The sequence below is a fragment of the Citrobacter sp. Cc139 genome (assembly GCF_030334645.1).
In the GTDB taxonomy this organism is placed as follows: domain Bacteria; phylum Pseudomonadota; class Gammaproteobacteria; order Enterobacterales; family Enterobacteriaceae; genus Citrobacter; species Citrobacter werkmanii.
The window spans coordinates 117,030-141,416 of record NZ_JAOWDM010000091.1 but is presented as its reverse complement, the minus strand read 5'-3'; the positions used below and the strand labels follow the sequence as shown (position 1 = coordinate 141,416).

21 protein-coding genes are annotated in these 24,387 nt (G+C 53.3%); 5 read left to right on the top strand and 16 right to left on the bottom strand.

Annotated features, from left to right (window positions below):
• From arnF to nudI, 8 genes are all read right to left on the bottom strand, one after another.
• Positions 1-387, bottom strand: a complete 387-nt coding sequence (gene arnF, locus OGV69_RS18755) for a 4-amino-4-deoxy-L-arabinose-phosphoundecaprenol flippase subunit ArnF (RefSeq protein WP_069323391.1) — start codon at positions 385-387, stop codon at positions 1-3.
• Positions 387-722, bottom strand: coding sequence for a 4-amino-4-deoxy-L-arabinose-phosphoundecaprenol flippase subunit ArnE (arnE, locus tag OGV69_RS18750; protein WP_069323392.1), 336 nt, complete (start codon positions 720-722; stop codon positions 387-389). The genes arnF and arnE overlap by 1 nt, the downstream gene beginning before the upstream one ends.
• Entirely contained in the window at positions 719-2,374 is a 1,656-nt protein-coding gene (arnT, locus tag OGV69_RS18745; protein WP_069323393.1) for a lipid IV(A) 4-amino-4-deoxy-L-arabinosyltransferase, read from the bottom strand. Before arnT ends, arnE begins: the two co-directional genes overlap by 4 nt.
• Positions 2,371-3,273 (bottom strand): 4-deoxy-4-formamido-L-arabinose-phosphoundecaprenol deformylase, encoded by a 903-nt coding sequence (arnD, locus tag OGV69_RS18740; RefSeq protein ID WP_069323394.1) that lies wholly within the window; start codon positions 3,271-3,273, stop codon positions 2,371-2,373. The genes arnT and arnD overlap by 4 nt, the downstream gene beginning before the upstream one ends.
• Positions 3,270-5,252, bottom strand: coding sequence for a bifunctional UDP-4-amino-4-deoxy-L-arabinose formyltransferase/UDP-glucuronic acid oxidase ArnA (arnA, locus tag OGV69_RS18735; RefSeq protein WP_069323395.1), 1,983 nt, complete (start codon positions 5,250-5,252; stop codon positions 3,270-3,272). The genes arnD and arnA overlap by 4 nt, the downstream gene beginning before the upstream one ends.
• A complete protein-coding gene (arnC, locus tag OGV69_RS18730) occupies positions 5,249-6,232 on the bottom strand; it encodes an undecaprenyl-phosphate 4-deoxy-4-formamido-L-arabinose transferase (RefSeq protein WP_069323396.1) in 984 nt (327 codons plus the stop codon). Before arnC ends, arnA begins: the two co-directional genes overlap by 4 nt.
• 2 nt (positions 6,233-6,234) lie before the next feature.
• Positions 6,235-7,374, bottom strand: coding sequence for a UDP-4-amino-4-deoxy-L-arabinose aminotransferase (arnB, locus tag OGV69_RS18725; RefSeq protein ID WP_069323397.1), 1,140 nt, complete (start codon positions 7,372-7,374; stop codon positions 6,235-6,237).
• A 292-nt stretch (positions 7,375-7,666) separates the two neighbouring features.
• Positions 7,667-8,092 (bottom strand): nucleoside triphosphatase NudI, encoded by a 426-nt coding sequence (nudI, locus tag OGV69_RS18720; protein ID WP_069323398.1) that lies wholly within the window; start codon positions 8,090-8,092, stop codon positions 7,667-7,669.
• Positions 8,093-8,408: 316 nt separating this feature from the next.
• Between nudI and OGV69_RS18715 the strand changes: the two genes are divergently transcribed.
• Both OGV69_RS18715 and OGV69_RS18710 read left to right on the top strand, forming a co-directional pair.
• Positions 8,409-8,951 carry a YfaZ family outer membrane protein gene (locus tag OGV69_RS18715; protein WP_038642254.1) on the top strand — a complete coding sequence of 181 codons (543 nt, stop codon included), beginning with the start codon at positions 8,409-8,411 and terminating at the stop codon, positions 8,949-8,951.
• 79 nt (positions 8,952-9,030) lie between these two features.
• Entirely contained in the window at positions 9,031-10,227 is a 1,197-nt protein-coding gene (locus OGV69_RS18710) for a nicotinamide mononucleotide deamidase-related protein YfaY (RefSeq protein WP_042307141.1), read from the top strand.
• A 38-nt stretch (positions 10,228-10,265) separates the two neighbouring features.
• On the opposite strand, the gene OGV69_RS18705 is transcribed toward OGV69_RS18710, so the two are convergent.
• The 4 genes from OGV69_RS18705 to glpA all read right to left on the bottom strand — a co-directional run bounded on the left by OGV69_RS18705 (position 10,266) and on the right by glpA (position 15,443).
• Positions 10,266-11,195: an Rpn family recombination-promoting nuclease/putative transposase gene (locus tag OGV69_RS18705; RefSeq protein ID WP_069323399.1), complete on the bottom strand. Its 930-nt coding sequence runs from the start codon at positions 11,193-11,195 to the stop codon at positions 10,266-10,268.
• 183 nt (positions 11,196-11,378) lie between these two features.
• Complete coding sequence (gene glpC / locus OGV69_RS18700; protein WP_069323400.1) at positions 11,379-12,569, bottom strand: anaerobic glycerol-3-phosphate dehydrogenase subunit GlpC; 1,191 nt, start codon at positions 12,567-12,569, stop codon at positions 11,379-11,381.
• Complete coding sequence (gene glpB, locus OGV69_RS18695) at positions 12,566-13,825, bottom strand: glycerol-3-phosphate dehydrogenase subunit GlpB (RefSeq protein ID WP_069323401.1); 1,260 nt, start codon at positions 13,823-13,825, stop codon at positions 12,566-12,568. Before glpB ends, glpC begins: the two co-directional genes overlap by 4 nt.
• On the bottom strand, positions 13,815-15,443 hold the full coding sequence (gene glpA, locus OGV69_RS18690) for an anaerobic glycerol-3-phosphate dehydrogenase subunit A (protein WP_038642246.1): 1,629 nt from the start codon (positions 15,441-15,443) through the stop codon (positions 13,815-13,817). Before glpA ends, glpB begins: the two co-directional genes overlap by 11 nt.
• A gap of 270 nt (positions 15,444-15,713) precedes the next feature.
• Here glpA and glpT point away from each other — a divergent pair, with 270 nt between their 5' ends.
• Positions 15,714-17,072, top strand: a complete 1,359-nt coding sequence (gene glpT / locus OGV69_RS18685) for a glycerol-3-phosphate transporter (protein WP_038642244.1) — start codon at positions 15,714-15,716, stop codon at positions 17,070-17,072.
• A gap of 3 nt (positions 17,073-17,075) precedes the next feature.
• Positions 17,076-18,143: a glycerophosphodiester phosphodiesterase gene (gene glpQ / locus OGV69_RS18680; protein ID WP_069323402.1), complete on the top strand. Its 1,068-nt coding sequence runs from the start codon at positions 17,076-17,078 to the stop codon at positions 18,141-18,143.
• Positions 18,144-18,203: 60 nt separating this feature from the next.
• Here the strand turns inward: glpQ and OGV69_RS18675 are convergent, their stop codons facing one another.
• A complete protein-coding gene (locus tag OGV69_RS18675) occupies positions 18,204-19,082 on the bottom strand; it encodes a LysR family transcriptional regulator (RefSeq protein ID WP_069323403.1) in 879 nt (292 codons plus the stop codon).
• Positions 19,083-19,243: 161 nt separating this feature from the next.
• On the opposite strand from OGV69_RS18675, the gene OGV69_RS18670 reads away from it, so the two are divergent.
• On the top strand, positions 19,244-20,434 hold the full coding sequence (locus OGV69_RS18670) for an MFS transporter (RefSeq protein ID WP_069323404.1): 1,191 nt from the start codon (positions 19,244-19,246) through the stop codon (positions 20,432-20,434).
• 3 nt (positions 20,435-20,437) lie between these two features.
• Here OGV69_RS18670 and yfaE read toward each other — a convergent pair whose 3' ends face one another.
• The 3 genes from yfaE to nrdA all read right to left on the bottom strand — a co-directional run bounded on the left by yfaE (position 20,438) and on the right by nrdA (position 24,219).
• Positions 20,438-20,692, bottom strand: coding sequence for a ferredoxin-like diferric-tyrosyl radical cofactor maintenance protein YfaE (yfaE, locus tag OGV69_RS18665; protein ID WP_038642236.1), 255 nt, complete (start codon positions 20,690-20,692; stop codon positions 20,438-20,440).
• Positions 20,692-21,822 (bottom strand): class Ia ribonucleoside-diphosphate reductase subunit beta, encoded by a 1,131-nt coding sequence (gene nrdB / locus OGV69_RS18660; RefSeq protein WP_038642234.1) that lies wholly within the window; start codon positions 21,820-21,822, stop codon positions 20,692-20,694. Before nrdB ends, yfaE begins: the two co-directional genes overlap by 1 nt.
• Before the next feature lie 111 nt (positions 21,823-21,933).
• Entirely contained in the window at positions 21,934-24,219 is a 2,286-nt protein-coding gene (nrdA, locus tag OGV69_RS18655; RefSeq protein WP_038642232.1) for a class 1a ribonucleoside-diphosphate reductase subunit alpha, read from the bottom strand.
• Positions 24,220-24,387: the final 168 nt, after the last annotated feature.

Genomic DNA, 24,387 nt, shown 5'->3' with positions numbered 1-24,387 from the left:
TCAGCGCCGATGCTGGTCAGCAGGCAGAAAAATCGCCATTAAACCCGCCATGATGCACAGTACCCCAACCAGCGCCTTCACTGAAAATGTGCCCTGCCAGCCGGGCAGAATTATGGATGCGATCCAAACCAGAACATAGCTCAGGCTGAGCAGGGCATAAGCCTTGCTCAGGGCGAGCTGATGCAGGGCCTTATGCCAGCAAATTACCGACAGTAAATATCCCGCCAGCCCACTAAAAAGAGCAAATGCGCCAGCGTTGAGGGCGAATACGGCGGATAGAAATTTCAACGGTTGCAGCATCGGCGGCAGGTTATCCATCGCAAAGCCGAGACTCAGTTGGGCGGCCGAGGTGATAATAACGCTACATAATCCCCAAAAAATGCCCATTACACCGCGCTCCCAAGAATGAATATGCCGGTGATTATCAGCCCCACACCCAGCCAGTGGCGCGTTGCGACCGGTTCGCGCCAGATTTTCCAGGCGGCCAGCGTCACCCAGACAAAATTCAGGCTCAGCATGGGATAGGCGATGCCAACAGGGATATTCTGCAACACCACCAGCCACAGCAGCATAGCCAGGCCGAGGCTTGCCAGGGCCAGCCCAATCCATTGCGTAATATGGCGTTTTCGCCTGCCTGATGGTACCGGACGGGTTGCCTGCTTCTGGCATAACTGTCCGCATACGCTGAGCAGGCTGGCGAAAACTAAGACTATCCAGATCATTTCGGTCGATACTGAATCAGGACCAGGCGCCCCTGATTATCGATATAATCAGCGGGAGGAATGGCTAGTTGATTAATATCTTCATTCTTATCAATCGAGAGCACGAGGGTAATATTTCCTTGCTGACGGTGTTGGGCTAACCAGTCGACAAAGTCCGTCCGACTGACAAAGCGCCCCTGGGCATCCGGATAGTTGAGGCCGTATTTCAACTCGCCTGTTTGTCCGTATAGCATGATGTCGTCACGCTTCAGGCTCCAGGCCAGCCCCGCAGCGACGCCAACGCTGTCGGTGAGAATATAGCGGCTGGATTCCAGCGACTCTTTGGTCATCTCGACAAAAAACTGCGGTTGTTTAGATTCCATGACCCGATCGGGAATGGAGAAGCCAAACAACAGCGCCAGTCCTAATGGGCAAAACGCGGCAAATTGCCAGTTCTTCTCGCGGTTATTTAACGTATACCAGCCAAAGAGCGTCCAGGTGAGAAAAATACCCCATGCACAAAAAACCTTATAGGTTTCGATATGCGACCAGACAGGCGTTTTCAACGGTCCCAGCGTGGAAACAATAAACGTGGCGATAATGCCCGCCACACCAAACAGAACGTTGATCCAGCCATTCACACGCAGCGCGGCTGAACCTTTTTGCGCGGCCTGCAGGCCGAACCGCGCCGTTAATATTGCCAACGGCGCGAAGCAGGAAAGAATATAGGTCGGCAGTTTTCCTTTTGCGATGCTGAAAAACAGGATCGGCATGATAATCCAGCTTAGCAGGTATAGTGTGCTGCGCGAAACATCGCGTTCCCGCCAGCCCGTGCGTAGCGCGCCGGGAAGCAGCCCGAGCCACGGTAACGCGCCAGCCAAAAGCACGGGAATGTAGTACCAGACAGGGGCTTTATGTTGGGCATCATCCTGGGCGAAGCGTTGAATGTGTTCGACCCAAAAGAAATAATGCCAGAAGTCCGGCTCACGCTGAGCAATCGCAACTCCCCACGGCAGCACAATCACGACGCAGCCGACGACTGCCAGCAGGCCGTAGATGATCAGGTCTTTCCAGCGTTTTTGCACGAAAACCCACGGCAGTACGCTGAGCACAGGAACGGCAAGCGCCAGGAAACCCTTGGTCATCACGCCCATACCGCAGGTTAACCCTAACAGCAGAAAGGCGAGAATTTTGCGTGTTCTGGTCGTGGCCTGCATCCCCACCCAAAAGCAGCACATGCCCGCCATCAGCCAGAGTGCGATCATAGGATCGAGTACCGCGTAGGTGCCGATGCCATAGACCGAAAAAAAGGTTAAAAAGATGACTGAAGAGAGTACTGCGGTACGCTTATCCTGCCATATTCGCATAGCAAGCCAGGCTACCAGTAGCGCAGTCAGCAAGGTGGCAAAAATCGCCCCCGCTCTGACGCCAAAATTATTGGCGCCAAACAGCCATTGCCCGATGCTGTTCAACCAGTATCCGGCAATCGGTTTTTCAAAATAACGCAGTCCTAAAAAGTGCGGAACGATCCAGTCGCCAGAGGTCAGCATCTCCCGACTGATTTCGGCATAGCGCGTTTCATCAGGCTGCCACAGCAGGCGGCTATTAATGGGGAGAATAAAATACAGCGCGATAAAAGCGATAAATGCCAGGGCGTTACGTACCGATTTCATTGTGTCATATCCACGGGTTGCTGACAGCCGAGCCATCCCTCTCTGCCGGGAATTTTCCCACGCACGATCCGCCCTGTTGGCAGCGTACTGATATCGTCCGGTAGCAGATCCCCGAGCGGGCAAAACGTAATACCCATGTCGGCAGCGCGAGTGAGCAGCTCGTCAAAATTCTGCTGAAAGGCAATACCTTCCACTTCTGCATGAATGGTGTATACCGGCGTCTCTCTGCTCATCCGGATGTGGGAGAGAATATAAGCGTTAAAGTCCACCGCCTGAACCTCCTGACCCACCACTTCATCCCATGTGGGTAATGTGACAGGAATTTGCGGCGTACCTGCTTTCCCGGACGCCAGCACAGGACGGAATAACGACGTTCCCCGACAGTCGCTGTTATAACGCAGATGGAATGTTTCTTTGGCATGGACGACGCGGTCGTCGGCACGCCATCCGGCAACGGCGGAGCAGGTAACGGGCTGATTGATGATAGCTTCAAGGGCGGTAATGCCACGTGAAATATCGTCAATCAGCTCTTTGTCATTCCAGTTTCCGCTTCGCGCCTGCCAGGCATGGTGATCCCAGGCATGCAAACCGGTTTCATGAAGCAGGGCGGTTTGCGCAATCATTGCCGCATTGGCCTGGCCGATCTCTTTTCCCGGCCATGCTGTACCCGCCAGCAAAATATCCCACCCGTAGAGCGATGCTGCGTTTGAGCGCAGCATCTTCCACAGAAATTGTGGCTTCACAAGACGCCAGAGATGGCGTCCCATGTTGTCAGGTCCGACGCTAAAGAAAAAACTTGCCCGAACGTTATGTCGGTTCAATGTCTCCAGCAGGCGGGGCACGCCCTCGCGCGTCCCCCTGAACGTGTCGACATCAATGCGCAAGCCAACTTTGGTCATGATGTGTGTTCCGTGATATCCACACTGCGTAAGAAGAAGTCCAGCGTCTCTTCTACCGTTTCCTGCATCTCAATGGTGGGTTCCCAGTTCAGGCAACGTTTTGCGTTACGAATATTGGGCTTACGATGCTCAACGTCCTGATAACCTTTACCATAGTAGCTGCTGCTTTCGACGTCGCGGAAACCGGCAAACGGCGGAAAATGCTGACGTAATGGATGTTTTTCAAAGCAGGAAAGCAGCATTTCTGCCAGTTCCTGAATACTCGCTTCGTTCTCCGGGTTACCGATATTGATAATCTCGCCGTCACAACGTCCGCCTTCATTTTCAATAATGCGGTACAGGGCTTCGATACCATCGCGAATGTCGGTAAAGCAGCGTTTTTGCTTGCCGCCTTCAATCAGCTTAATCGGTGAGCCTTCCACCAGATTGAGAATCAATTGGGTAATGGCGCGTGAGCTGCCGATTCGCGCGGCATTCAGACTGTCCAGACGCGGTCCCATCCAGTTAAACGGACGGAACAGGGTGAAGCGCAATCCCTCTTTTTCGCCGTATGCCCAGATCACGCGGTCCAGCAACTGTTTGGAAACGGAGTAGATCCAACGCGGTTTATTCACCGGACCGACGATCAGATTCGAGCTGTCCTCATCGAAGACTTTATCAGTACACATGCCGTAGACTTCGGACGTTGACGGGAAAATGATGCGCTTACGGTACTTCACGCAGTAGCGAATGATTTTCAGGTTCTCTTCAAAATCAAGCTCAAACACGCGCAGTGGGTTACGGGTATATTCGATTGGCGTGGCGATCGCGACCAGCGGCAATACGACGTCGCATTTTTTCACATGATATTCAATCCATTCGGAGTGAATACTGATGTCGCCTTCAACGAAATGGAAACGCGGATGTTGCAGGAAACGCCCAATGGCGTCGCTGCCAATATCGAGTCCATATACTTCGTAATTGTCTTCTTGCAGCAGGCGCTCGGTCAGATGGTTACCAATGAAGCCATTAACGCCGAGGATCAGCACGCGAGTACGACGTTTGCTGGTGGTAACTGACTGGCTGTTCAGACGAGAACCGGGTACGAGGCCCAGAACCTGCGCCAGCTGTGAGCCCTGCATTGCAATACCATCGCCAGCTTGCCCGGTAATAATCTCCAGTGCGCCATCGACACAGGCGATCAGCAAAGGCGACACGGAGATGACGGTGCCCGGTTGGGCTGTAAGGTTATTTGTGCAAACACGCGATGACCAGACGGTGAACTTTTGCGTGCCGACATAGCTAAATGCGCCCGGCCACGGATCGCTGACGGCGCGGACCTGGTTATGCAGCTCCGCGGCGGGTTTGTTCCAGTCAAGGAAGCTATCTTCCGGTGTGCGGCGGCCAAAACAGGTAGCCTCTGCTTCCTGTTGAGGGCGTTCTGCGTAATCCCCCGTTTTAATCGCGGGCAGCGCCTGTTCCAGCAGGTGACGCGCAGCCTGGCACAATTTATGGTGCAGCGTTAACGCCACATCATCCGGAGAGATAGCGACAGACTGCTGGGCGATAATAGCGCCCGCATCCGCGTGTTTGATCATACGATGAAGCGTGACGCCGGTTTCGGTTTCGCCATTGACCAATACCCAGTTCAGCGGCGCGCGGCCGCGGTATTTCGGCAGCAGCGAGCCGTGCAGATTAAATGCTCCCTTAGGCGCAAGACTGAGGATCTCCTCACTCAGTAAATGGCGATAGTAGAACGAGAAGATAACATCGGGTGCCAGTTGGCTAATGCGCTCGATCCACAAAGGATGATTAACCTCGTCCGGGGCGTAAACCGGAATACCGGCGCTGGCGGCGAGGCGGGAAACAGAGCCAAAAAACGCTTTTTCACCCGGGTTGTCGGTGTGGGTAAAAATTGCGGCGATTTCATAACCTGCATCCAACAAGGCCTGGACACCCTGACATCCCATATCGTGATAGGCAAATACGACGGCTTTCATGCGCGGTTTTCCTCGGTTGACTGCGTGGTTTGTGGGCGAATAACGTGTTGAACAAAATAGCGGGGGCGGGCGCGGACATCGTTATAGATGCGACCGATATATTCGCCGAGTAAACCCATGCCAATGAACTGTGCGCCGATAAAGGTAAACAGGACGGCAAACAGCATGAATACCCCTTCCGCGGCCCACTGCGGGCCGAGCGTCAGGCGCAACACAACAAGCAGAACGGACAACGTAAAGCCCGTGGCGGCAATCACGCTGCCGAGCAGGCTCAACATACGTAACGGTGTGGTGGTCAGACAGGTCACCAGGTCATACATCAGGTTGATCAGACGCATGAAGCTGTATTTAGAATCACCAAATTCACGCTCTGCATGGTGTACCGGGATCTCCGTGGCGCGACGGGCAAAAATGTTGGCCAGAATCGGAATAAAGGTGCTGCGCTCCTGACAATGCAGCATGGCATCGACAATATGGCGACGGTAGGCGCGTAGCATGCAGCCGTAGTCGCCCATTGCTTTACCGGTAGTACGCTGAATCAGGTGGTTGATCATGCGCGAAGCGGTCTTACGAAATACACTGTCCTGTCGGTTCTGGCGTACCGTTCCGACCACATCGAAGCCTTCATCTGCGGTGGCGACCAGCCGGGGGATCTCCTCCGGCGGGTTTTGTAAATCGGCATCCAGCGTGATGATCAAGTCACCGGTGACATGGCTGAAACCGGCCATAATCGCCGAGTGCTGGCCGTAATTGCGGTTCAGCAGAATAGAAACAATACGGCTGTTCGGCGCCTGAGACGCGTCCATCATCAGTTGCGCGGAATGGTCGCTGCTGCCGTCATCGATCAGCAAGATTTCATACTCTTTGCCCAATTTTTCGCAGGCGGCGCTGGTACGTCTGATTAGCTCTGGCAGGCTTTCCTGTTCATTAAAAACGGGAATGACCACCGAGACTTTTTTGATCGGTGCTGCTTCAAACATGGTTATTGTCCTGCAATCTCGCGAAGTGCCGTAATAACTCGCTGGGTGTCAGAGGCGGTCATATCGGGGAACAACGGCAGCGAGCAGATGCGTGCGCTATTCCACTCTGTATTGGGCAGCGAAAGCGTGGTGAAGCGTTCGCGATAATATTTTTGCGTATGGGCCGCACGAAAATGCAGACCGGTGCCGATATTTCTGGCCTTCAGCGCTTCCATTAAGGCATCTCTGTTCAGGCCACAGCGCGCTTCGTCAACACGAATGATAAACAGATGCCAGGCGTGAACGTGAGACCACTGGGGCAGGCTCAACGGTTGAAACGGCGTATCGGCCAGCGCCTGTTGATACTCCCGGGCAATTTGTGCGCGGCGTGAGTTCAGTTGCTCCAGTTTCTTCAGCTGTACCAGCGCGATGGCGGCATTGATATCCGTGAGGTTGTATTTGTATCCTGGCGCCAACACTTCAGCCTGCGGCGCGCGGCCGTAGGTTTGTCGATCAAAAGCATCAACGCCCAGGCCGTGAAACTTCAGACTGCGAAGCCGCTGGGCAAGCTGGCCGTCGTCGGTAACAATCAGCCCACCTTCCGCACAGGTAATATTTTTGATGGCGTGAAACGAGAAAATAGCGGTGCCGTGCGCGCCGACATGACGATTCTTATATAACGTCCCTGCGGCGTGCGCCGCATCTTCGATGATCGGAATGCCATAGCGCTCGCCAATGGCATAAATCGCGTCAAGATCGGCCGGGGCGCCTGCGTAATGTACCGGAACAATCGCTTTGGTTCGCGGCGTGATGGCCGCTTCAATTTGCTCTGGCGTGACCATGAGCGTATCACGATCAACGTCGACCATGACCGGCGTCGCACCCAGCAGGACAATCATATTGAGGGTAGAAACCCACGTCATTGATGGCGTGATGACCTCATCACCCGCACCGATGCCCAGCGCCATTAGCGTGATGTGCATTCCAGCGGTGGCGGAGCAGACGGCGACGGCATGCTGATTTCCCGTGAGCTTGCAGAAGGCTTGTTCCAACTGCTGATTTTGCGGGCCGGTGGTTATCCATCCCGAGTCCAGAACCGCCTTCACTGCGGCAAGCTCTTCAGCTCCCATCGCCGGGCGAGAGAAAGGCAAAAAGTCAGACATCATTATTCCTTCAAGCCATTTAACGCCACCGACGTTTTATTTTTCGCGATAAACAGGGGCGTCGTTAATTATTTATCAGGCTTCAAAGGTTAATGACTGAAGGTTAATTTATCCTTAAGAGTTTAAGGTTCGAGATATAAAGGAAAATAACGGTGTTTTTAATTTATTGTTTTGAAATTAAATGAATTTTACAGAAATGGCGTGGCGTAAACGGCATTGCTGGTTGCTGTAGCCAGGTCAATGCAATGCCGCAATTCAGGAAGGTATTTTATGTCGCTATTAGAATGATAATTTACAGTAATCCTTTCAGGGTTAACGTTTTACGCGTGGCGACATTTAAGTCGTACGTGCCGAGATCTTCCGGTTTAACCCAGGCGAATGCCTGAAACTCTTCGTTAATGTTCACTTCACGATTCGCCGCGACACAATCAAAGATGAGGTAAATCATGTAAATCTCTTCCTGGCTGCCATCGGCATAGGTTTTGGTGCGAATATCATCACTGAAGGTCCAGGGGGTAATTTCTGACAACGCGAGCTGTTCGCCCAGCTCTTCCCTTACTTCCCGACGCAAAGCCTCTTCAATGCGTTCGCCCGCTTCAACACCGCCGCCAGAAAGTGCCCACTGGCCGGGGAAAACGCCACGGTCATCAGCCATTTTGCACAGTAAATAACAGCCATTATTTTGAATTAATGGACAAACAATCGTTCTTTGGCGCATAGGTTGGGTCCTTGTAGGGGGATGCTGAGAATTCCATTGTGTACCCATCTTACCTTTTGCTGGCGGCAGAAAAAACGCTTCCGTGACGTTTAACCCTGCTTTATCAGGGAAGAAGGGGATGTTTGTTGAAAACGGGGGCCTGCTATGTCGATTCTGCAAATAGCCCTGGAATTTAACCTTAACTCAAATTTGTAAGTAGTATTTGGTTACAATATGCCATTGCATCGCTTTTTTAGCTCATTGATTCCTTGTCATCTGGCAGTACAATTCCTCGGTTTTGGGGCTATGTTTTGATTCTTGCTGGAAAGGATAGAAAATGAAAAAAAGTTTAATGTTGGGTTTTGCCGGAATGCTGTTTGTTTCCGCATCGGCGAGCGCAATTAGCATTAGTGGCCAGGCGGGCGAAGATTACACCAACCTTGGGTTTGGTATGGGGACTGAATCTACCGGACTGGCGGTCAGCGGTAACTGGATGCATAACGATGACGACGGCGATGCAGCCGGTCTGGGACTGGGTCTGAATATTCCACTTGGTCCGTTGCTGGCAACCGTCGGAGGGAAAGGTATTTATACTAACCCTAATGATGGTGATGAAGGCTACGCGGCGGCAGTTGGTGGCGGTTTGCAGTGGCCGATTGGCGATAGTTTCCGCCTGTTTGGCGAGTACTATTACTCTCCTGATTCACTTTCCAGCGGTATCGACAGCTATGAAGAAGCCAATGCCGGTGCGCGTCTGACAATTATGCGCCCGCTGAGCATTGAAGCCGGTTATCGCTACCTGAACCTGGCGGGTAAAGATGGTAACCGCGATAACGCGATTGCTGATGGTCCGTACGTTGGGGTTAACGCCAGCTTCTGACATTTCTGGCGCGGCGTTCAGTCGCGCCTTCCCCCCTCCATGCGCTATAGTGTTTTCATCATAAAAGCAGGAGAACACGATGTTAAACGTGGAGATGCTATCCACCGGGGATGAAGTGTTGCACGGACAAATCGTCGACACCAATGCCGCCTGGCTGGCTGATTTTTTCTTTAATCAGGGATTACCGTTAACCCGCCGTAATACGGTAGGGGACAATCTTGACGATTTGGTCGCTATTCTACGTGAGCGTAGCGAACACGCCGATGTGTTGATCGTTAATGGCGGTCTGGGGCCAACCAGCGATGATTTAAGCGCGCAGGCGGCGGCAACGGCAAAAGGCGAGGGGCTGGTATTGCATGAAGCCTGGCTGGCCGAGATGGAGCGTTATTTCCGCGACCGTGGCCGCGTGATGGCGCCGAGCAACCGCAAACAGGCTGAGCTTCCTGCCAGCGCTGAATTTATCAATAATCCTGTCGGCACCGCGTGCGGGTTCGCCGTGAAGCTAAACCGCTGCCTGATGTTCTTTACGCCTGGCGTGCCATCGGAATTTAAAGTCATGGTTGAGCATGAGATTCTGCCGCGTTTGCGTGAGCGTTTTTCTCTGCCTCAACCACCTCTCTGCCTGCGATTAACCACCTTTGGCCGTTCCGAAAGCGATCTGGCGCAGAGTCTGGATCCGCTGCCTTTGCCGCCGGGAGTGACAATGGGTTACCGCTCGTCGATGCCGATTATTGAGCTGAAGCTAACCGGGCCTGATTCCCAACGAGACGCCATGCTGGCGCTGTGGCCTGAGGTGAAGCGGGTTGCCGGACAGAATATGATATTCGAAGGTACGGAAGGTTTGCCGGCGCAAATCGCCCGCACGTTGCAGGAGCGACAATACAGTCTGACGCTGAGCGAACAGTTCACCGGTGGCTTAGTTGCACTCCAGCTCTCTCGCGCTAATGCTCCTCTGCTAGCGAGTGAAGTGGTTCCACCTCAGGAAGAAACGCTGGCGCAAACGGCGCACTGGATTACCGAGCGACGCGGCAAACACTATGCCGGGCTGGCGCTGGCAGTATCGGCATTCGAAAGCGAACATATTAACTTTGCGCTGGCAACCCCGGATGGGACACATGCCTTGCGCGTAAGGCTTAGCGCTAATCGCTACAGTTTGCCGATTCGTCAGGAAGTTTGCGCGATGATGGCGCTGAATATGCTGCGTCGTTGGCTAAACGGCCAGGATATCGCCAGCGAACACGGCTGGATAGAAGTGGTTGAATCGCTGACGATTTAAACAATGATTGGGAAGGCTACAAACCTTCCCAACCTGACTCACTCTGTAACATCGCCAGGCAATAGCCCGGTAATTAACTGAACCAAATTATGATCAATTCCATTTTCCAGCATCATGCGAGCGATACGTAAGGCTTCTTCTTGCGTACCTTTTTGCACTCCCTGTTCTAATCCTTGCTGTATCCCTTCTTGTAGGCCATGGTGGTGGCCTTCTTGTCTTAGCCTCTCTGCGATCGTCATCAACCTCTCCTTGTGATGGGGGGAACGTTCGGCAACCTCATGGATAAATGCGCTGACGTGAGAAACATTGCCGTATCGTAGCAGGTAATTTAATAGCGTTTGCAACTGGCTGTCATTAGCGGTGCTTGTAACTAAAAGCGAGACCAGACGGTCCACCAGCCCCATCAAATCACGATCGCGAATATGTTTTTGCATTAATTCAAGCAACGCGACGCGCCGATGTTGCGCAATCTCATCGTCCGGTATTACGGTGATGTCCACCAGCGGGAAAGCCTCTGAATACAGTTGTCGTGCCAGTTGCGGACAGTCAAATTCATCCAGCCAGTTGAGTGACCAGGGGTAGGGACTTTGCTGGCCGTGATAAAACAACATGGGAACGACCAGTGGCAGCGTTTTATTTCCAGCATCAAGATGATGCTGCATCGCAGCAATGGCATAACGCATCAGGCGAAATGCCATATGCTGTACCGCTGTACTCTGATGTTCAATAACACAATAAATATAACCCTGGCCTTCGCGGGTTTTTAACGACCACAATACGTCGGAATAGAACGCGCGGAGATCCTGTTCGATAAAACTGCCGGGCTCCAGCTTCAGCGTTTGCAAATCGCACATTTCACGTAATGCTGGAGGAAGGTGAATATCCAGAAAATCCCGAGCCATCTCAGGGTAAGACATTATCTTCTTAAAAACGGCATCATGCGGTGTAGCGGTGGTTGATTCATCCATGGTAGTCCGTCACCTGAAGGAGAAGATGGCATGACGGTACTCACTTTTAATCAGAGCTGCATTGGGGGATTTGGCTATTTGCGTGAGTGAATCAGAGATAAATACGCCCGATTGCAACGTATTCAGATAGGCGGAACAGAGTACGCAAAAATGCCCGGTAACAAACGCCACCGGGCAACAGAGTTAACCCAATGCTTTGGCAAGCAGGGTGATCGGATGTTCACAGCGAAGGCTTGTAGACATCTCTATCTGCCATTTACAGGTTTCACAGTCGGTGACAACGATATCGGCACCGCTTTCTTCAATCTGGCGGAATAACGGTGCGCCAATCGATTGTGACGTCGGGTAGTTTTCCTTTTTAAAGCCGTATGTTCCGGCGATTCCGCAACACTGAGAATCTAACACCGTCAGCTCCAGTCCCGGAATTTGGCGCAGCAGCTCCAGCGTGTAGAGCGTCCAGCCCATTTTCTCCATATGGCAAGGCGTGTGATAGACCACTTTCAGCGGTAGCGTCTTCAGCGGCAACGTTTTGCCTTCATCCAGCTTGCGCCACAGCCAGCGGGTCGCCAGCTCAATATGTTCGCGCAGGCCGGTGTTGTCGACGTCCAGCACTTCCGGGTACTCATCGCGGAGTGCAAAGGTACAGGTTGATGAGGTGGCGATCACCGGAATACCTTTCCCGTCAATTGCTTCCCTGAGCGAGGCCACGTTGCTGACCGCCTGCTTGCGCGCTTTATCGGTAAAGCCGTTGGCGATCAGCGGTACGCCGCAGCATTTCTCTTTGCTCAGCAGCTGTACGCCGGTTCCCATGGCGTTCAGGACCTTGATCAGGTCTTTACCGAGTTGCGGATGGTTGTAATTAACAAAACAGCCGTGGAAAAAGGCGACCTGCTCCGGATACTGCGCCTGCTGTGCGGCAACGCTGCGATACCAGCGGCGGAACGTACCAAAGGAGTATTTCGGCAGCGTACGGCGATGGTCGATTTTCAGCGCGTAGTCCAGCAACTGGCGTACCGGTTTCAGCGAGGTGGCGGTATTCACTATCGGCGCGAACGGGGTGGATACACTTCCCATTAAATCCGTATGGCTTAAAACAAAATTACGCAGCGATGGACGCGTAGTGTCATATTTGGCGCGCGCACGCTGGATGATATCGCCAATTTTCACATCTGACGGACACGCCACTTCGCAGCGCTTACAGTTGATGCAGTATTTCAGCGCATCGTCGTATAACGCGCCATCTTTCAGACGCAGACGCTCGCCGTCCGGTCCGCCCTGTTTTGGGCCAGGGTAGCCCGGATTGACGCGGCTTACCGGGCAGGCGGTGGTGCACACCGTGCACTTGATACAACTTTCAAAACGTGTGTCGCTCATTGCTGTCCTCCTGCACGTTTCGCAATGTCATGTGCGGCGTGTAAGGCGCTGACTGCGCATACGCCGCCTCCGCAACCCTCGGCAATAGGGTCAAAACCACCGAGAACAGAACCGATGGCATACATGTTCTCTACCGTTTTCCCCGCCAGCGACGGGCGCAAAGTGGCATCGGTTGTGACGCCAAACTGTTGCCACGGTTGTGGGTCGAAGACATCACGCTGATACCACTCGGCGCGGGTGGCGGTTTGCTGTACATCCAGTCCGAGGATCGGTTCGTGGATGGCCTCGCGCGTGGCGACCAGACCGCTGCTGAAAAAGCTGCCGCTGGCGAGCACGGCGAAGCGTGGACGCAACGGGATATCGGCATGGTTACGGGTCCAGACTTCACTGACGACGCCATTCTGACAGGTGATTTTCTTCACTTCATCACCCGGCATCCAGACACCGCCCTGGCGCACAAACTGGCGCTGTAATTTGTTGTGCAGACGCATACCCAGTACCGAAGGCGGTAGAGTCGGTAACAGCGTCAACGAGCAGGGAAGGCGCTCGTTAAGCCAGTGCCAAAGGCGCTCATCCGCCAGGCCGAAACAGGCTGGCATAATAATCATGTCGCAGGTTTTTGCCAGTGGCAGTAAAGCATCATAGAGCAGCGACCATTTATCTTCGTTGTCCAGCAGGCGCGCAATATTGACAGCGCGAAACTCGGTTGGGTTATCACGCAGGACATCCAGTTCAGGCAGATCGATTTCCGCCGTCTCGACGCTGAGATTGTGCTGGCGCAGCGAGGCCGCGGCGAGATGCGCCTGAAAATCCAGTAAACCGCTGATACCGACAACGCAGATACGCTGTGCGGACAGTGGCCACACCGGAACTTCTGGGGAACTTAACCAGGTTGAGCGCAGGGTTCCCAACGGGGTTACGCGTTGATGTGACTGGTGTACTTTGCCCTGCAAATGCGTTCCGCATTCTTCCAGCAGATCCTGCGCCTGCTGGGCAAGATCCAGGACGTTCTGTGTTCCGATGATGCTATACGGATGCGTGGGCGCCTGAGTACGCAGCGCATTCAGACCGGCTTCTATCTCCATCACCGGTTGACCATCGGGCAAGTTGCTGAGCAAATCCAGTGAGCCGGAGGAAAAATGCAAGGCGCTTTGGCCGCGCGTGACAATCGTACAGCGCAACCCGCTTTTTTGCAGTTGCAGGCCGCACAGCAGTCCTGCCAGGCCGCCGCCGATAATGACGGTATCAAATTTCATCCTGGTGCTCCTTTTCCAGACCGCACAATCCCTGATAGACCCAGCGCGTGAATTCGCTTTCGCGCAGCGCGTCGCCCCAGGCGATAGGCTGCACGCCTTTCCAGCGCTCGTTGAGGAAATCGGAAAGCTGGGTAATAGATTGCGCAGCGGTGGTGACATTAAAACGTTGCAGCAAACCTGCGGCGCGGCAGGCGCACAATTCGCCCTGGCAGGTCCCCATACCAACGCGGGTACGGCGACGCAAATCCAGCAGGCTGTTGACGGTTAAATTCTCGACGGCGTATTGCACTTCGCCCGCGGTGACCGCTTCACATTCACAGACCAGGCTACGGTGCTGACGACCTTCGCTAAGCCACGCCGGGGTGCGATCGCCGTGACGGTAGACCGCCGAACCGCGCAACGGCGCGGGCAACGAAATTACGCGTTTCAGCGTGTGCTCGGTGGATTCCTGCGAGCCGGGCAGTGCGGTGTCTGCGGTGGTGCAAGGTTGAGAATTGCCCAGCTTACGGCAAACGGCATCGGTGGCCCATTCCGCCATCAGACGGTAGGTCATCAGTTTGCCGCCGGTAATGGTGATAAACCCATCCAGTCCGTCACGTTCAGCGTGATCGAACAGCACAATACCGCGGCTGACGTTACGACCGCTTGGATCGTCGTCGCTGGCGACCAGCGGTCTCACACCGGAGTAGGCGCGTAAAATGCGTGTTTTCGCCATAATCGGCGCCAGTTTCTCACCTTCGCGCAGCAGAATATCGACCTCTTCTGCGGTGACGCGGTTGCTGTCGATATCGTCATAATCAATGTGCTGCGAGGTGGTGCCGATGAGCGAAATGGTATCGCCAGGCACCAGAATATCGGCGTCAGAAGGTTTACGGCAGCGATTAATGACATGCTGGTTTATGCGATGATCCATAATCAGCAGCGATCCTTTGGCCGGGAACATCCGGATACTCAGATCGGCATATTCGGCAATGCGCTGGCCCCAGATCCCGGCGGCATTCACCACCACCGGCGCATGCAGGGACTGCATCTCACCCGTCAGGTGATTGCGCACGTTAACGCCGCAAACCGTTGTCCCTTCGCGAATCAGCCCCGTCACTTCATGGGCCGTTAAGATAACTGCGCCATGCTCACGCGCATCCAGCATGTTGGCGGCGGTTAAGCGGAAGGGATCGACCGTACCGTCGGGCACTTTGACCGCGCCAATCAGCTGTGGGTTGACGGAGGGTTCGATAATGCGCGCCTGCTGAGGGTCAATCGCTTCTGCGCGAATACCGGCCTCTTCACAGGCGCGAATGAAGGTAGCCTGGAAGGAGAGCTCATCCTCCGGCAGGGTAATAAACAGACCGTCCGTCGGCTCAACGCAATGACGGGCGATACGTTTCAGAATCTGGTTTTCGCTGATGCACTCACGGGCAGATTCAGCGTCGGTGACGGCGTAGCGCGCACCGCTGTGCAGCAGGCCATGGTTACGTCCGGTCGCGCCCGTGGCGATATCGTGGCGTTCCACTAAGATGACGCGCAACCCGCGCAGCGCACAGTCGCGTGCGATCCCTGCACCTGTTGCTCCTCCACCAATGATAATCACGTCACTTGTTTGCGAGTCGCGAGTTTTCATTGTTTTTCCTCACAGTTCGTTTTTTATCATTTAGCCACATAAAAAACATGGATTGTTTGATTTCGCGCATAATCGCTCATTATTCGAAAATGAAACGTGATTTCGTGCGCCTTTATGAACATTTGTCATAAATCTGTAACAATTTGTGCTGCGTTTCACATTTTTGTTAGGTATCTTTCCTTAACATCGCGGCCACACTGGAAGCGGTAGGGTAGTAGTGACGAACTGCAGTGTTTACTTCGAATGAAAGACGGCCACGGAGGCTACGCTATGTTGAGTATTTTTAAACCAGCGCCACATAAGGCGCGTTTGCCTGCTACGGAGATCGACCCGACATATCGTCGATTGCGTTGGCAGATTTTCCTGGGGATTTTCTTTGGTTATGCCGCGTACTATCTGGTACGTAAGAACTTTGCCCTGGCGATGCCATATCTGGTTGAGCAGGGTTTCTCTCGCGGCGATCTGGGTTTTGCCTTGTCCGGTATCTCCATCGCTTACGGATTTTCGAAATTCATCATGGGGTCCGTTTCGGATCGCTCGAATCCGCGCGTTTTCCTGCCAGCAGGTTTGATTCTGGCTGCCGCAGTGATGTTGTTTATGGGCTTTGTGCCGTGGGCGACATCGAGCATTGCGATTATGTTTGTGCTGCTGTTCCTCTGCGGATGGTTCCAGGGGATGGGGTGGCCGCCGTGTGGCCGTACCATGGTGCACTGGTGGTCGCAGAAAGAACGTGGCGGCATTGTTTCCGTCTGGAACTGTGCGCACAACGTGGGCGGCGGTCTGCCTCCTCTGCTGTTCCTGCTCGGTATGGCCTGGTTCAATGACTGGAAAGCGGCGCTGTATATGCCTGCTTTCGGTGCGATTGTGGTTGCGCTGTTCGCCTTTGCGATGATGCGAGATACGCCGCAGTCTTGCGGTCTGCCGCCTATCGAAGAGTATAAGAACGACTACCCGGACGACTACAACGAGAAAGCCGAAGAAGAACTGACCGCCAAGCAGATCTTCATGCAGTATGTACTGCCAAACAAACTGTTGTGGTACATCGCTATCGCCAACGTGTTCGTTTATCTGCTGCGCTACGGCATCCTGGACTGGTCACCAACCTACCTGAAAGAAGTGAAGCATTTCGCACTCGATAAATCATCCTGGGCCTACTTCCTGTATGAATACGCGGGTATTCCGGGCACGCTGCTGTGTGGTTGGATGTCGGATAAAGTCTTCCGTGGCAACCGTGGCGCGACCGGCGTGTTCTTTATGACGCTGGTGACTATCGCGACCATTGTTTACTGGATGAACCCGGCAGGTAACCCGAACGTTGATATGGCTTGTATGATTATCATCGGCTTCCTGATCTACGGCCCGGTCATGTTGATCGGTCTGCACGCGCTGGAACTGGCGCCGAAAAAAGCGGCGGGTACGGCAGCAGGCTTTACCGGACTGTTCGGTTATCTCGGCGGTTCTGTGGCGGCGAGCGCCATTGTCGGCTACACCGTTGACTTCTTCGGCTGGGACGGCGGCTTTATGGTGATGATTGGCGGTAGCGTGCTGGCGGTCATTCTGCTGGTGGTCGTCATGATTGGTGAAAAACGTCACCACGAAGAAGTACAGCTGAAACGTAACGGGGGCTAATTAATGAAAACCACATTGAAAAGTCTCAGCGTGGCGCTGATGCTGGCTGGTATGGTTGTTAGCAGCGCGGCGGTCGCCGCCGATAAAATCGTGATTGCGCATCGTGGGGCAAGCGGTTATTTACCGGAGCATACGCTGCCCGCGAAAGCGATGGCCTATGCTCAGGGCGCGGATTATCTGGAGCAGGATTTGGTAATGACCAAGGATGACCATCTGGTCGTCCTGCATGACCACTATCTGGACCGCGTCACCGATGTCGCTGAGCGTTTTCCGGATCGTGCGCGTAAAGATGGACGTTATTACGCCATCGACTTTACGCTGGACGAGATCAAATCGCTGAAATTTACCGAAGGCTTTAATATCGAGAATGGCAAAAAGGTACAGACTTACCCTGGGCGCTTCCCGATGGGTAAATCTGATTTCCGCGTGCACACTTTCGAAGAAGAGATTGAGTTCGTTCAGGGACTGAATCACTCAACCGGTAAAAACATCGGCATTTACCCGGAAATGAAGGCGCCGTGGTTCCATCACCAGGAAGGGAAGGACATCGCAGCGAAAACGCTGGAAGTGCTGAAAAAGTACGGGTATACCAGCAAAAACGACAAGGTTTACCTACAGTGTTTTGATGTCGCGGAGTTAAAGCGCATTAAAAACGAACTGGAACCAAAGATGGGGATGGATCTCAATCTGGTGCAGTTGATTGCGTACACTGACTGGAATGAAACCCAGGAGAAAAAGCCGGACGGTAGTTGGGTTAATTACAACTACGACTGGATGTTTAAACCGGGTGCCATGAAGCAGGTGGCGCAGTATGCGGACGGCATTGGGCCGGACTACCACATGCTGGTTGATGAGAAGTCGAAAAAAGCCAATATCTCGTTAACTGGCATGGTTCAGGACGCGCATCAGAACAAGATGGTGGTGCATCCTTATACTGTTCGTGCCGATCAGCTACCGGATTACACTACTGACGTAAACCAGCTGTATGACATTCTGTATAACAAGGCGGGCGTTGACGGGTTGTTCACCGACTTCCCCGACAAAGCAGTCAAATTCCTGAATAAAGAGTAATGGCACAAGGCCTGTGATGCACCTCCGGTCACAGGCCTCATTGGAGAACGTTATAAACTGTTAGATAAGGCCGTCTGCTGTCAACGTTTCCATACAAGCCTGCAGGAGAAATAAAGGGCTGCCGTCCACCGGCGGCTCTTTTGCCAGTAACGATATCTGTCGATAGAACGTCGGCTCCAGCGCCACCGAGCGTATCTCCCCGCCAACGGCCTTCAGCGTTAACTCCGGTAATAACGCAATACCCAGTCCCTGACGAATAAAACTCATCGCGGTATCCGGATGGTTAAATTCGTATTTAATAACCGGCTCGATACCTTTCTCTTTAAATAGCGTCATGATGCTTAATTCATAGCGACCTTTACTGATAATCAGCGGTTCTCCCACCAGTTGTTCAACCGTAACCGCGGTATTGGCTGCCAGAGGATGGCTTTCGGGAACCACAACGGTAAATTTATCGCGATAGACTGGTACGCAGTACATACCGCTCACCGGAAAATGCACAAATCCGGCATCAATGTCCCCACTGCGCAGGGAATCAACGATCGCCGTGCTGTTCTCTTCAAAGGGAATGATTTTGATGTGCGGATGATGCTGCTCGAAGTGGTGGATAATGCCCGGTAAAATGCAGGCGCAGGCGCTGGGAAAGCAGCCGATGCGCAGGGTTCGGGCTGGGTTTTTTCGCTCCTGCTCGGCAATTTCTTTTACCGCGTTGGTTTCTGCAACGATCATGCGCAGGTGCGGAACGATCCGCCTTCCAACCGGGGTGAGCTGAATGTCTTTACGGCGCTCGCGGATGAGACATTCGACTCCCAACTCTTCTTCAAGCGCCGAAATGGCCTGGCTTACAGCGGATTGGGTCATATACAACCGCTTACTGGCTTCGGTAAAACCGCCGCATTCAAGCACGGTAAGCAGGGCGTGGATCTGGGTTAATGTCATTAGTTCCTTCTAATTAACAATATTAAAACGATTAATTTCTCTAATATGATGAATCTGTTTACACTTGCGGTCTACCGTATAAATCACATTTTGACGCACCTCTCCGTTGCTCAGTTGAGCTGAGCGTTGCCTGCGTGCGCCGTCTGGACAGGCTGTCGAATATGAAAGAAAAACTGTGGACGAAAGATTTTTGGGCAATCACGATCATTAGCTTCATTATATTCTTTGTGTTTTATGTCCTGCTCACGTTATTACCGATCTATATTTCGGATCGCCTGCACGCCACGCCGGATAAAGCCGGCTTATTGGTCACCTTCTTTTTAGGTGCCGCAATTGTTGTGCGTCCGTTCGCCGGGCAATGGGTGGGGAAATATTCGAATAAAACGATTCTGGTGCTCTCTTCTCTGGCCTTTTTGGTTGTCACTGCGCTGTATCCTGTTTGCCACTCAATTGAATCGCTGCTGTTTATTCGGGTGCTTCATGGGGTGACGTTTGGCGTCATTACCACGGTAAAAGGAACGATTTCCGCGCGGCTGATACCGGCCTCCCGACGTGGGGAGGGCATCAGTTTTTTCTCTTTGGCCATGGGACTGGCAATGGTTGTGGGGCCGTGGGTAGGGCTGAATATGGCACGCTGGGAAGCTTTTACCACCGCATTCTGGCTGTGTAGCGCGGTTGCCGTACTGGGTATTATCCTGTCATTGATCGTCGCCGTACCGCCGGTCATCCGTCATGCCGACGGCTCAAAACCGAAGCTGGGATTTGCGGCAATGTTTGATCGCGCCGCGCTGCCTTTCGCGATGGTGACGTTTTTCATGACTTTCTCCTATGCGGGTGTTTCTGCTTTTCTCGCGCTGTATGCGCGCGAGTTGGATCTGATGGCCGCCGCCAGTAATTTCCTGTTGTGCTACGCCATTTGTCTGATGATCTGTCGAACCTTTACCGGCAACATTTGTGATAAAAAGGGGCCGAAATACGTGGTATATCCGTGTTTGCTGGCCTTTACCATCGGACTGGTGGCGCTTGGCTACACCAACGGCAGTATCATGATGATTACTGCCGGGGGATTAATCGGCATTGGTTACGGCTCAGTCACGCCGGTATTCCAGACACAAATTATTAGCTCGGTGGAGCCGCATAAAATTGGCATCGCCAATTCGCTTTTCTTCAATGCGATGGATGCGGGAATGGCGATCGGCGCGTTCATTATGGGGATGATGGTCGAGGGCGTGGGCTATCGGGCGATTTATCTGGTAGGGGCCCTGCTGGTGGTTTTAGCCGGGGCGCTGTACATTGCGCAGATGAAGCGCCGCGGGGCGATGCCGTTAGTTAGCGCACACGAAGTGCACTAACCGTTACAGCTCGATTTCAATATCGCCTTTTGCCCGGCAACAGCAGGGCAATATTTCGCCCGGCTGAATAAAGGCCAGAGGCTCGGCGATCCAGTCCACCTGTCCCGCCACCAGGCGGGTACGGCAGGAACCACAGTAACCCTCACGACACTGGTATTCGACTTCAACATTGTGCGATTCGAGTGCGGCAAGCAGGGAGGGGTGTTCATCCTGGCACAGCAGCTGTGTGCCAGAGATGCGCAGAGTAACGCGGCCCATCAGAGCTGGAAGTTACTCAGATCGTCGGTATCAACCTCGGAGTCGATCTGGCCGACCAGATAAGAGCTGACTTCCACTTCCTGCGGCGCAACCTGTACGTTATCGGACACCAGCCAGGTGTTGATCCATGGGATCGGGTTAGAACGCGTCTGGAACGGCAGATCCAGCCCAACAGCCTGCATACGAATGTTGGTGATGTACTCAACGTACTGGCACAGAATATCTTTGTTCAGACCGATCATCGAACCGTCACGGAACAGATAGTCCGCCCACTCTTTCTCTTGCAGCGCGGCCTGCACGAACAGGTCGTAGCACTCTTGCTTACACTCTTCTGCGATTTCCGCCATCTCTGGGTCGTCTACACCGCTGCGCAGCAGGTTCAGCATGTGCTGTGTACCGGTCAGATGCAGGGCTTCGTCGCGGGCGATCAGACGAATAATTTTCGCGTTGCCTTCCATCAGTTCACGTTCGGCGAAGGCGAAGGAGCAGGCGAAGCTGACGTAGAAGCGAATGGCTTCCAGCGCGTTCACGCTCATCAGGCACAGGTACAGCTTTTTCTTCAGCTCACGCAGGTTCACGACAACCGTTTTGCCATTAACGCTATGGGTGCCTTCACCGAGAAGATGCCAATAGCTGGTCATCTCGATCAATTCGTCATAGTAGCTGGAAATGCCTTCCGCGCGCTTCTGGATCTGCTCGTTGGTGACGATATCGTCAAACACCACCGCCGGATCGTTGACGATGTTACGGATGATATGGGTATAAGAACGCGAGTGGATCGTTTCAGAAAACGCCCACGTTTCGACCCAGGTTTCCAGTTCAGGAATCGAGATTAACGGCAGCAGCGCGACGTTCGGGCTACGTCCCTGAATGGAGTCCAGCAGCGTCTGATACTTCAGGTTGCTGATGAAGATATGCTTTTCATGCTCCGGCAGCGCCTGGAAGTCGATGCGATCGCGGGAAACATCGACCTCTTCCGGACGCCAGAAGAAAGAGAGCTGCTTTTCGATCAGTTTTTCGAAGATGTCATATTTTTGCTGATCGTAGCGGGCGACGTTCACCGGCTGGCCGAAGAACATCGGTTCCAGAAGCTGATCATTTTTCGTCTGTGAAAAAGTGGTGTATGCCATTAATGTGAATCCTTTGTGGGATGAGCGCCGGATGCGGTACAAACACCTTATCCGGCCTACAAACCGTGCAATCGTAGGCCGGGTAAGCGTAGCGCCACCCGGCAATATTCATCAGATCTTACATGCGCCGCTTTCGCAGCCATCGTCCTGAATAGACGGCACCAGATCGTCCTGAGTATCTTCCGCGCCATCGCGGGTGTTCTGATAATACAGCGTTTTGACGCCAAATTTGTAGGCGGTGAGCAGGTCTTTCAGCAACTGCTGCATCGGCACTTTTCCTGATGGGAAACGCGTCGGATCATAGTTGGTGTTGGCGGAAATCGACTGATCGATAAACTTCTGCATGATACCTACCAGTTGCAGATAACCGTCGTTGCTCGGCATTTCCCACAGCAGTTCGTAGGCGTCGTGCAAGTGTTCGTAGTCCGGCACGACCTGACGCAGAATCCCATCTTTAGACGCTTTGATGCTCACGTAGCCGCGCGGTGGTTCAATACCGTTGGTCGCATTAGAGATCTGCGAAGAGGTTTCCGACGGCATCAGCGCGGACAGCGTGGAGTTACGCAGGCCGTGCGTCTTGATGGACTCACGCAACGCTTCCCAGTCTAGGTGCAGCGGCTCGTCAGAGATAGCATCAAGGTCTTTCTTATAGGTATCGATCGGCAAAATACCCTGGGAGTAAGTGGTTTCGTTAAACCACGGGCACGCGCCTTGCTCTTTTGCCAGCTCGTTAGAAGCTTTCAGCAGGTAATACTGAATGGCTTCAAAGGTTTTGTGGGTCAGGTTATTGGCGCTACCGTCAGAATAACGCTTACCGTTTTTCGCCAGCCAGTAGGCGTAGTTGATGACGCCAATACCCAGCGTACGACGGCCCATTGCGCCGCGTTTGGCGGCCGGGATTGGGTAATCCTGATAATCCAGCAGTGCATCCAGCGCGCGTACCGCCAGTACGGCCAGCTCTTCCAGCTCGTCCAGGCTGTTGATAGCACCCAGGTTAAATGCGGATAGCGTACACAGCGCAATTTCGCCGTTTTCGTCGTTCACGTCGGTCAGTGGTTTGGTCGGCAGGGCGATTTCCAGACACAGGTTGGACTGGCGCACCGGCGCAACAACCGGATCAAACGGGCTGTGGGTGTTGCAGTGGTCAACGTTCTGGATGTAGATACGGCCGGTAGAGGCACGTTCCTGCATCATCAGGGAGAAAAGTTCAACCGCTTTCACGCGCTGTTTACGGATGCTGTCGTCGTTTTCATATTGGGTGTACAGACGTTCGAACTCGTCCTGGTCAGCGAAGAACGCATCATACAGGCCCGGGACGTCGGACGGGCTGAACAGGGTGATGTCGCCGCCTTTCAGCAGACGGGTATACATCAGCTTGTTGATCTGCACGCCGTAGTCCATATGACGCACGCGGTTGCCTTCAACGCCGCGGTTGTTTTTCAGCACCAGCAGGCTTTCGACTTCCAGATGCCACATCGGGTAGAACAGGGTGGCCGCACCGCCGCGCACGCCGCCTTGCGAACAGGATTTCACCGCGGTCTGGAAGTGCTTATAGAACGGAATACAGCCAGTGTGGAACGCTTCACCGCCACGAATAGGGCTGCCCAGCGCACGGATGCGGCCGGCGTTGATACCGATACCGGCGCGCTGAGAAACGTATTTTACGATAGCGCTGGAGGTGGCGTTGATGGAATCCAGGCTGTCGCCGCACTCGATCAGTACGCAGGAGCTGAACTGGCGGGTTGGGGTACGCACGCCGGACATAATTGGCGTCGGCAGAGAAATTTTGAACGTTGAAACGGCATCGTAGAAACGTTTTACATATTGCAGACGCGTTTCACGTGGATAGTTAGAGAACAGGCAGGCCGCTACCAGAATGTAGAGGAACTGCGCGCTTTCATAAATCTCACCGGTGACACGGTTTTGCACCAGATATTTACCTTCTAACTGCTTCACCGCAGCATAGGAGAAGGTCATATCACGGTCGTGTACGATGAACGAGTCCATCTGCTTGAACTCTTCTTCCGTGTAGTCTTCCAGCAGATGATTGTCGTATTTGCCCATTTCAACCATTTTCACGACATGGTCGTAAAGTGCAGGCGGTTCAAACTCGCCGTAGGCTTTTTTACGCAGGTGGAAAATGGCCAGGCGGGCAGCCAGGTACTGATAATCCGGTGCCTCGCGGGAGATCAGGTCGGCGGCTGCTTTGATGATCGTCTCATGGATATCGGACGTTTTGATACCGTCATAAAACTGAATATGAGAGCGCAGCTCGACCTGAGAAATCGATACGTTATTCAGTCCTTCTGCCGCCCAATCCAGAACTCGGTGGATTTTGTCGAGATTGATGCGCTCTGTACTACCATCACGCTTTGTCACCAGCAGACTCTGATTCATGTGGTTTTTTACCTGTCCGTGAAAGAAAAAATATCCCCCATATTATCCACAGAGTCATGTTGTGACTAAGTCTGTGGATAAATACTATATGTAGGGGTTGTTTGATAAAATAGACGCTATATGGTGAGTATTCTAGTAGGGATTCTTTTCAGCACAAGAGTTGATTTT

Excerpts from the sequence above, each read along its gene's own strand:
- arnF (WP_069323391.1), bottom strand. The coding sequence starts at position 387 with ATGGGCATTTTTTGGGGATTATGTAGCGTTATTATCACCTCGGCCGCC.
- arnE (WP_069323392.1), bottom strand. The coding sequence starts at position 722 with ATGATCTGGATAGTCTTAGTTTTCGCCAGCCTGCTCAGCGTATGCGGA.
- arnT (WP_069323393.1), bottom strand. The coding sequence starts at position 2,374 with ATGAAATCGGTACGTAACGCCCTGGCATTTATCGCTTTTATCGCGCTG.
- arnD (WP_069323394.1), bottom strand. The coding sequence starts at position 3,273 with ATGACCAAAGTTGGCTTGCGCATTGATGTCGACACGTTCAGGGGGACG.
- arnA (WP_069323395.1), bottom strand. The coding sequence starts at position 5,252 with ATGAAAGCCGTCGTATTTGCCTATCACGATATGGGATGTCAGGGTGTC.
- arnC (WP_069323396.1), bottom strand. The coding sequence starts at position 6,232 with ATGTTTGAAGCAGCACCGATCAAAAAAGTCTCGGTGGTCATTCCCGTT.
- arnB (WP_069323397.1), bottom strand. The coding sequence starts at position 7,374 with ATGTCTGACTTTTTGCCTTTCTCTCGCCCGGCGATGGGAGCTGAAGAG.
- nudI (WP_069323398.1), bottom strand. The coding sequence starts at position 8,092 with ATGCGCCAAAGAACGATTGTTTGTCCATTAATTCAAAATAATGGCTGT.
- OGV69_RS18715 (WP_038642254.1), top strand. The coding sequence starts at position 8,409 with ATGAAAAAAAGTTTAATGTTGGGTTTTGCCGGAATGCTGTTTGTTTCC.
- OGV69_RS18710 (WP_042307141.1), top strand. The coding sequence starts at position 9,031 with ATGTTAAACGTGGAGATGCTATCCACCGGGGATGAAGTGTTGCACGGA.
- OGV69_RS18705 (WP_069323399.1), bottom strand. The coding sequence starts at position 11,195 with ATGGATGAATCAACCACCGCTACACCGCATGATGCCGTTTTTAAGAAG.
- glpC (WP_069323400.1), bottom strand. The coding sequence starts at position 12,569 with ATGAGCGACACACGTTTTGAAAGTTGTATCAAGTGCACGGTGTGCACC.
- glpB (WP_069323401.1), bottom strand. The coding sequence starts at position 13,825 with ATGAAATTTGATACCGTCATTATCGGCGGCGGCCTGGCAGGACTGCTG.
- glpA (WP_038642246.1), bottom strand. The coding sequence starts at position 15,443 with ATGAAAACTCGCGACTCGCAAACAAGTGACGTGATTATCATTGGTGGA.
- glpT (WP_038642244.1), top strand. The coding sequence starts at position 15,714 with ATGTTGAGTATTTTTAAACCAGCGCCACATAAGGCGCGTTTGCCTGCT.
- glpQ (WP_069323402.1), top strand. The coding sequence starts at position 17,076 with ATGAAAACCACATTGAAAAGTCTCAGCGTGGCGCTGATGCTGGCTGGT.
- OGV69_RS18675 (WP_069323403.1), bottom strand. The coding sequence starts at position 19,082 with ATGACATTAACCCAGATCCACGCCCTGCTTACCGTGCTTGAATGCGGC.
- OGV69_RS18670 (WP_069323404.1), top strand. The coding sequence starts at position 19,244 with ATGAAAGAAAAACTGTGGACGAAAGATTTTTGGGCAATCACGATCATT.
- yfaE (WP_038642236.1), bottom strand. The coding sequence starts at position 20,692 with ATGGGCCGCGTTACTCTGCGCATCTCTGGCACACAGCTGCTGTGCCAG.
- nrdB (WP_038642234.1), bottom strand. The coding sequence starts at position 21,822 with ATGGCATACACCACTTTTTCACAGACGAAAAATGATCAGCTTCTGGAA.
- nrdA (WP_038642232.1), bottom strand. The coding sequence starts at position 24,219 with ATGAATCAGAGTCTGCTGGTGACAAAGCGTGATGGTAGTACAGAGCGC.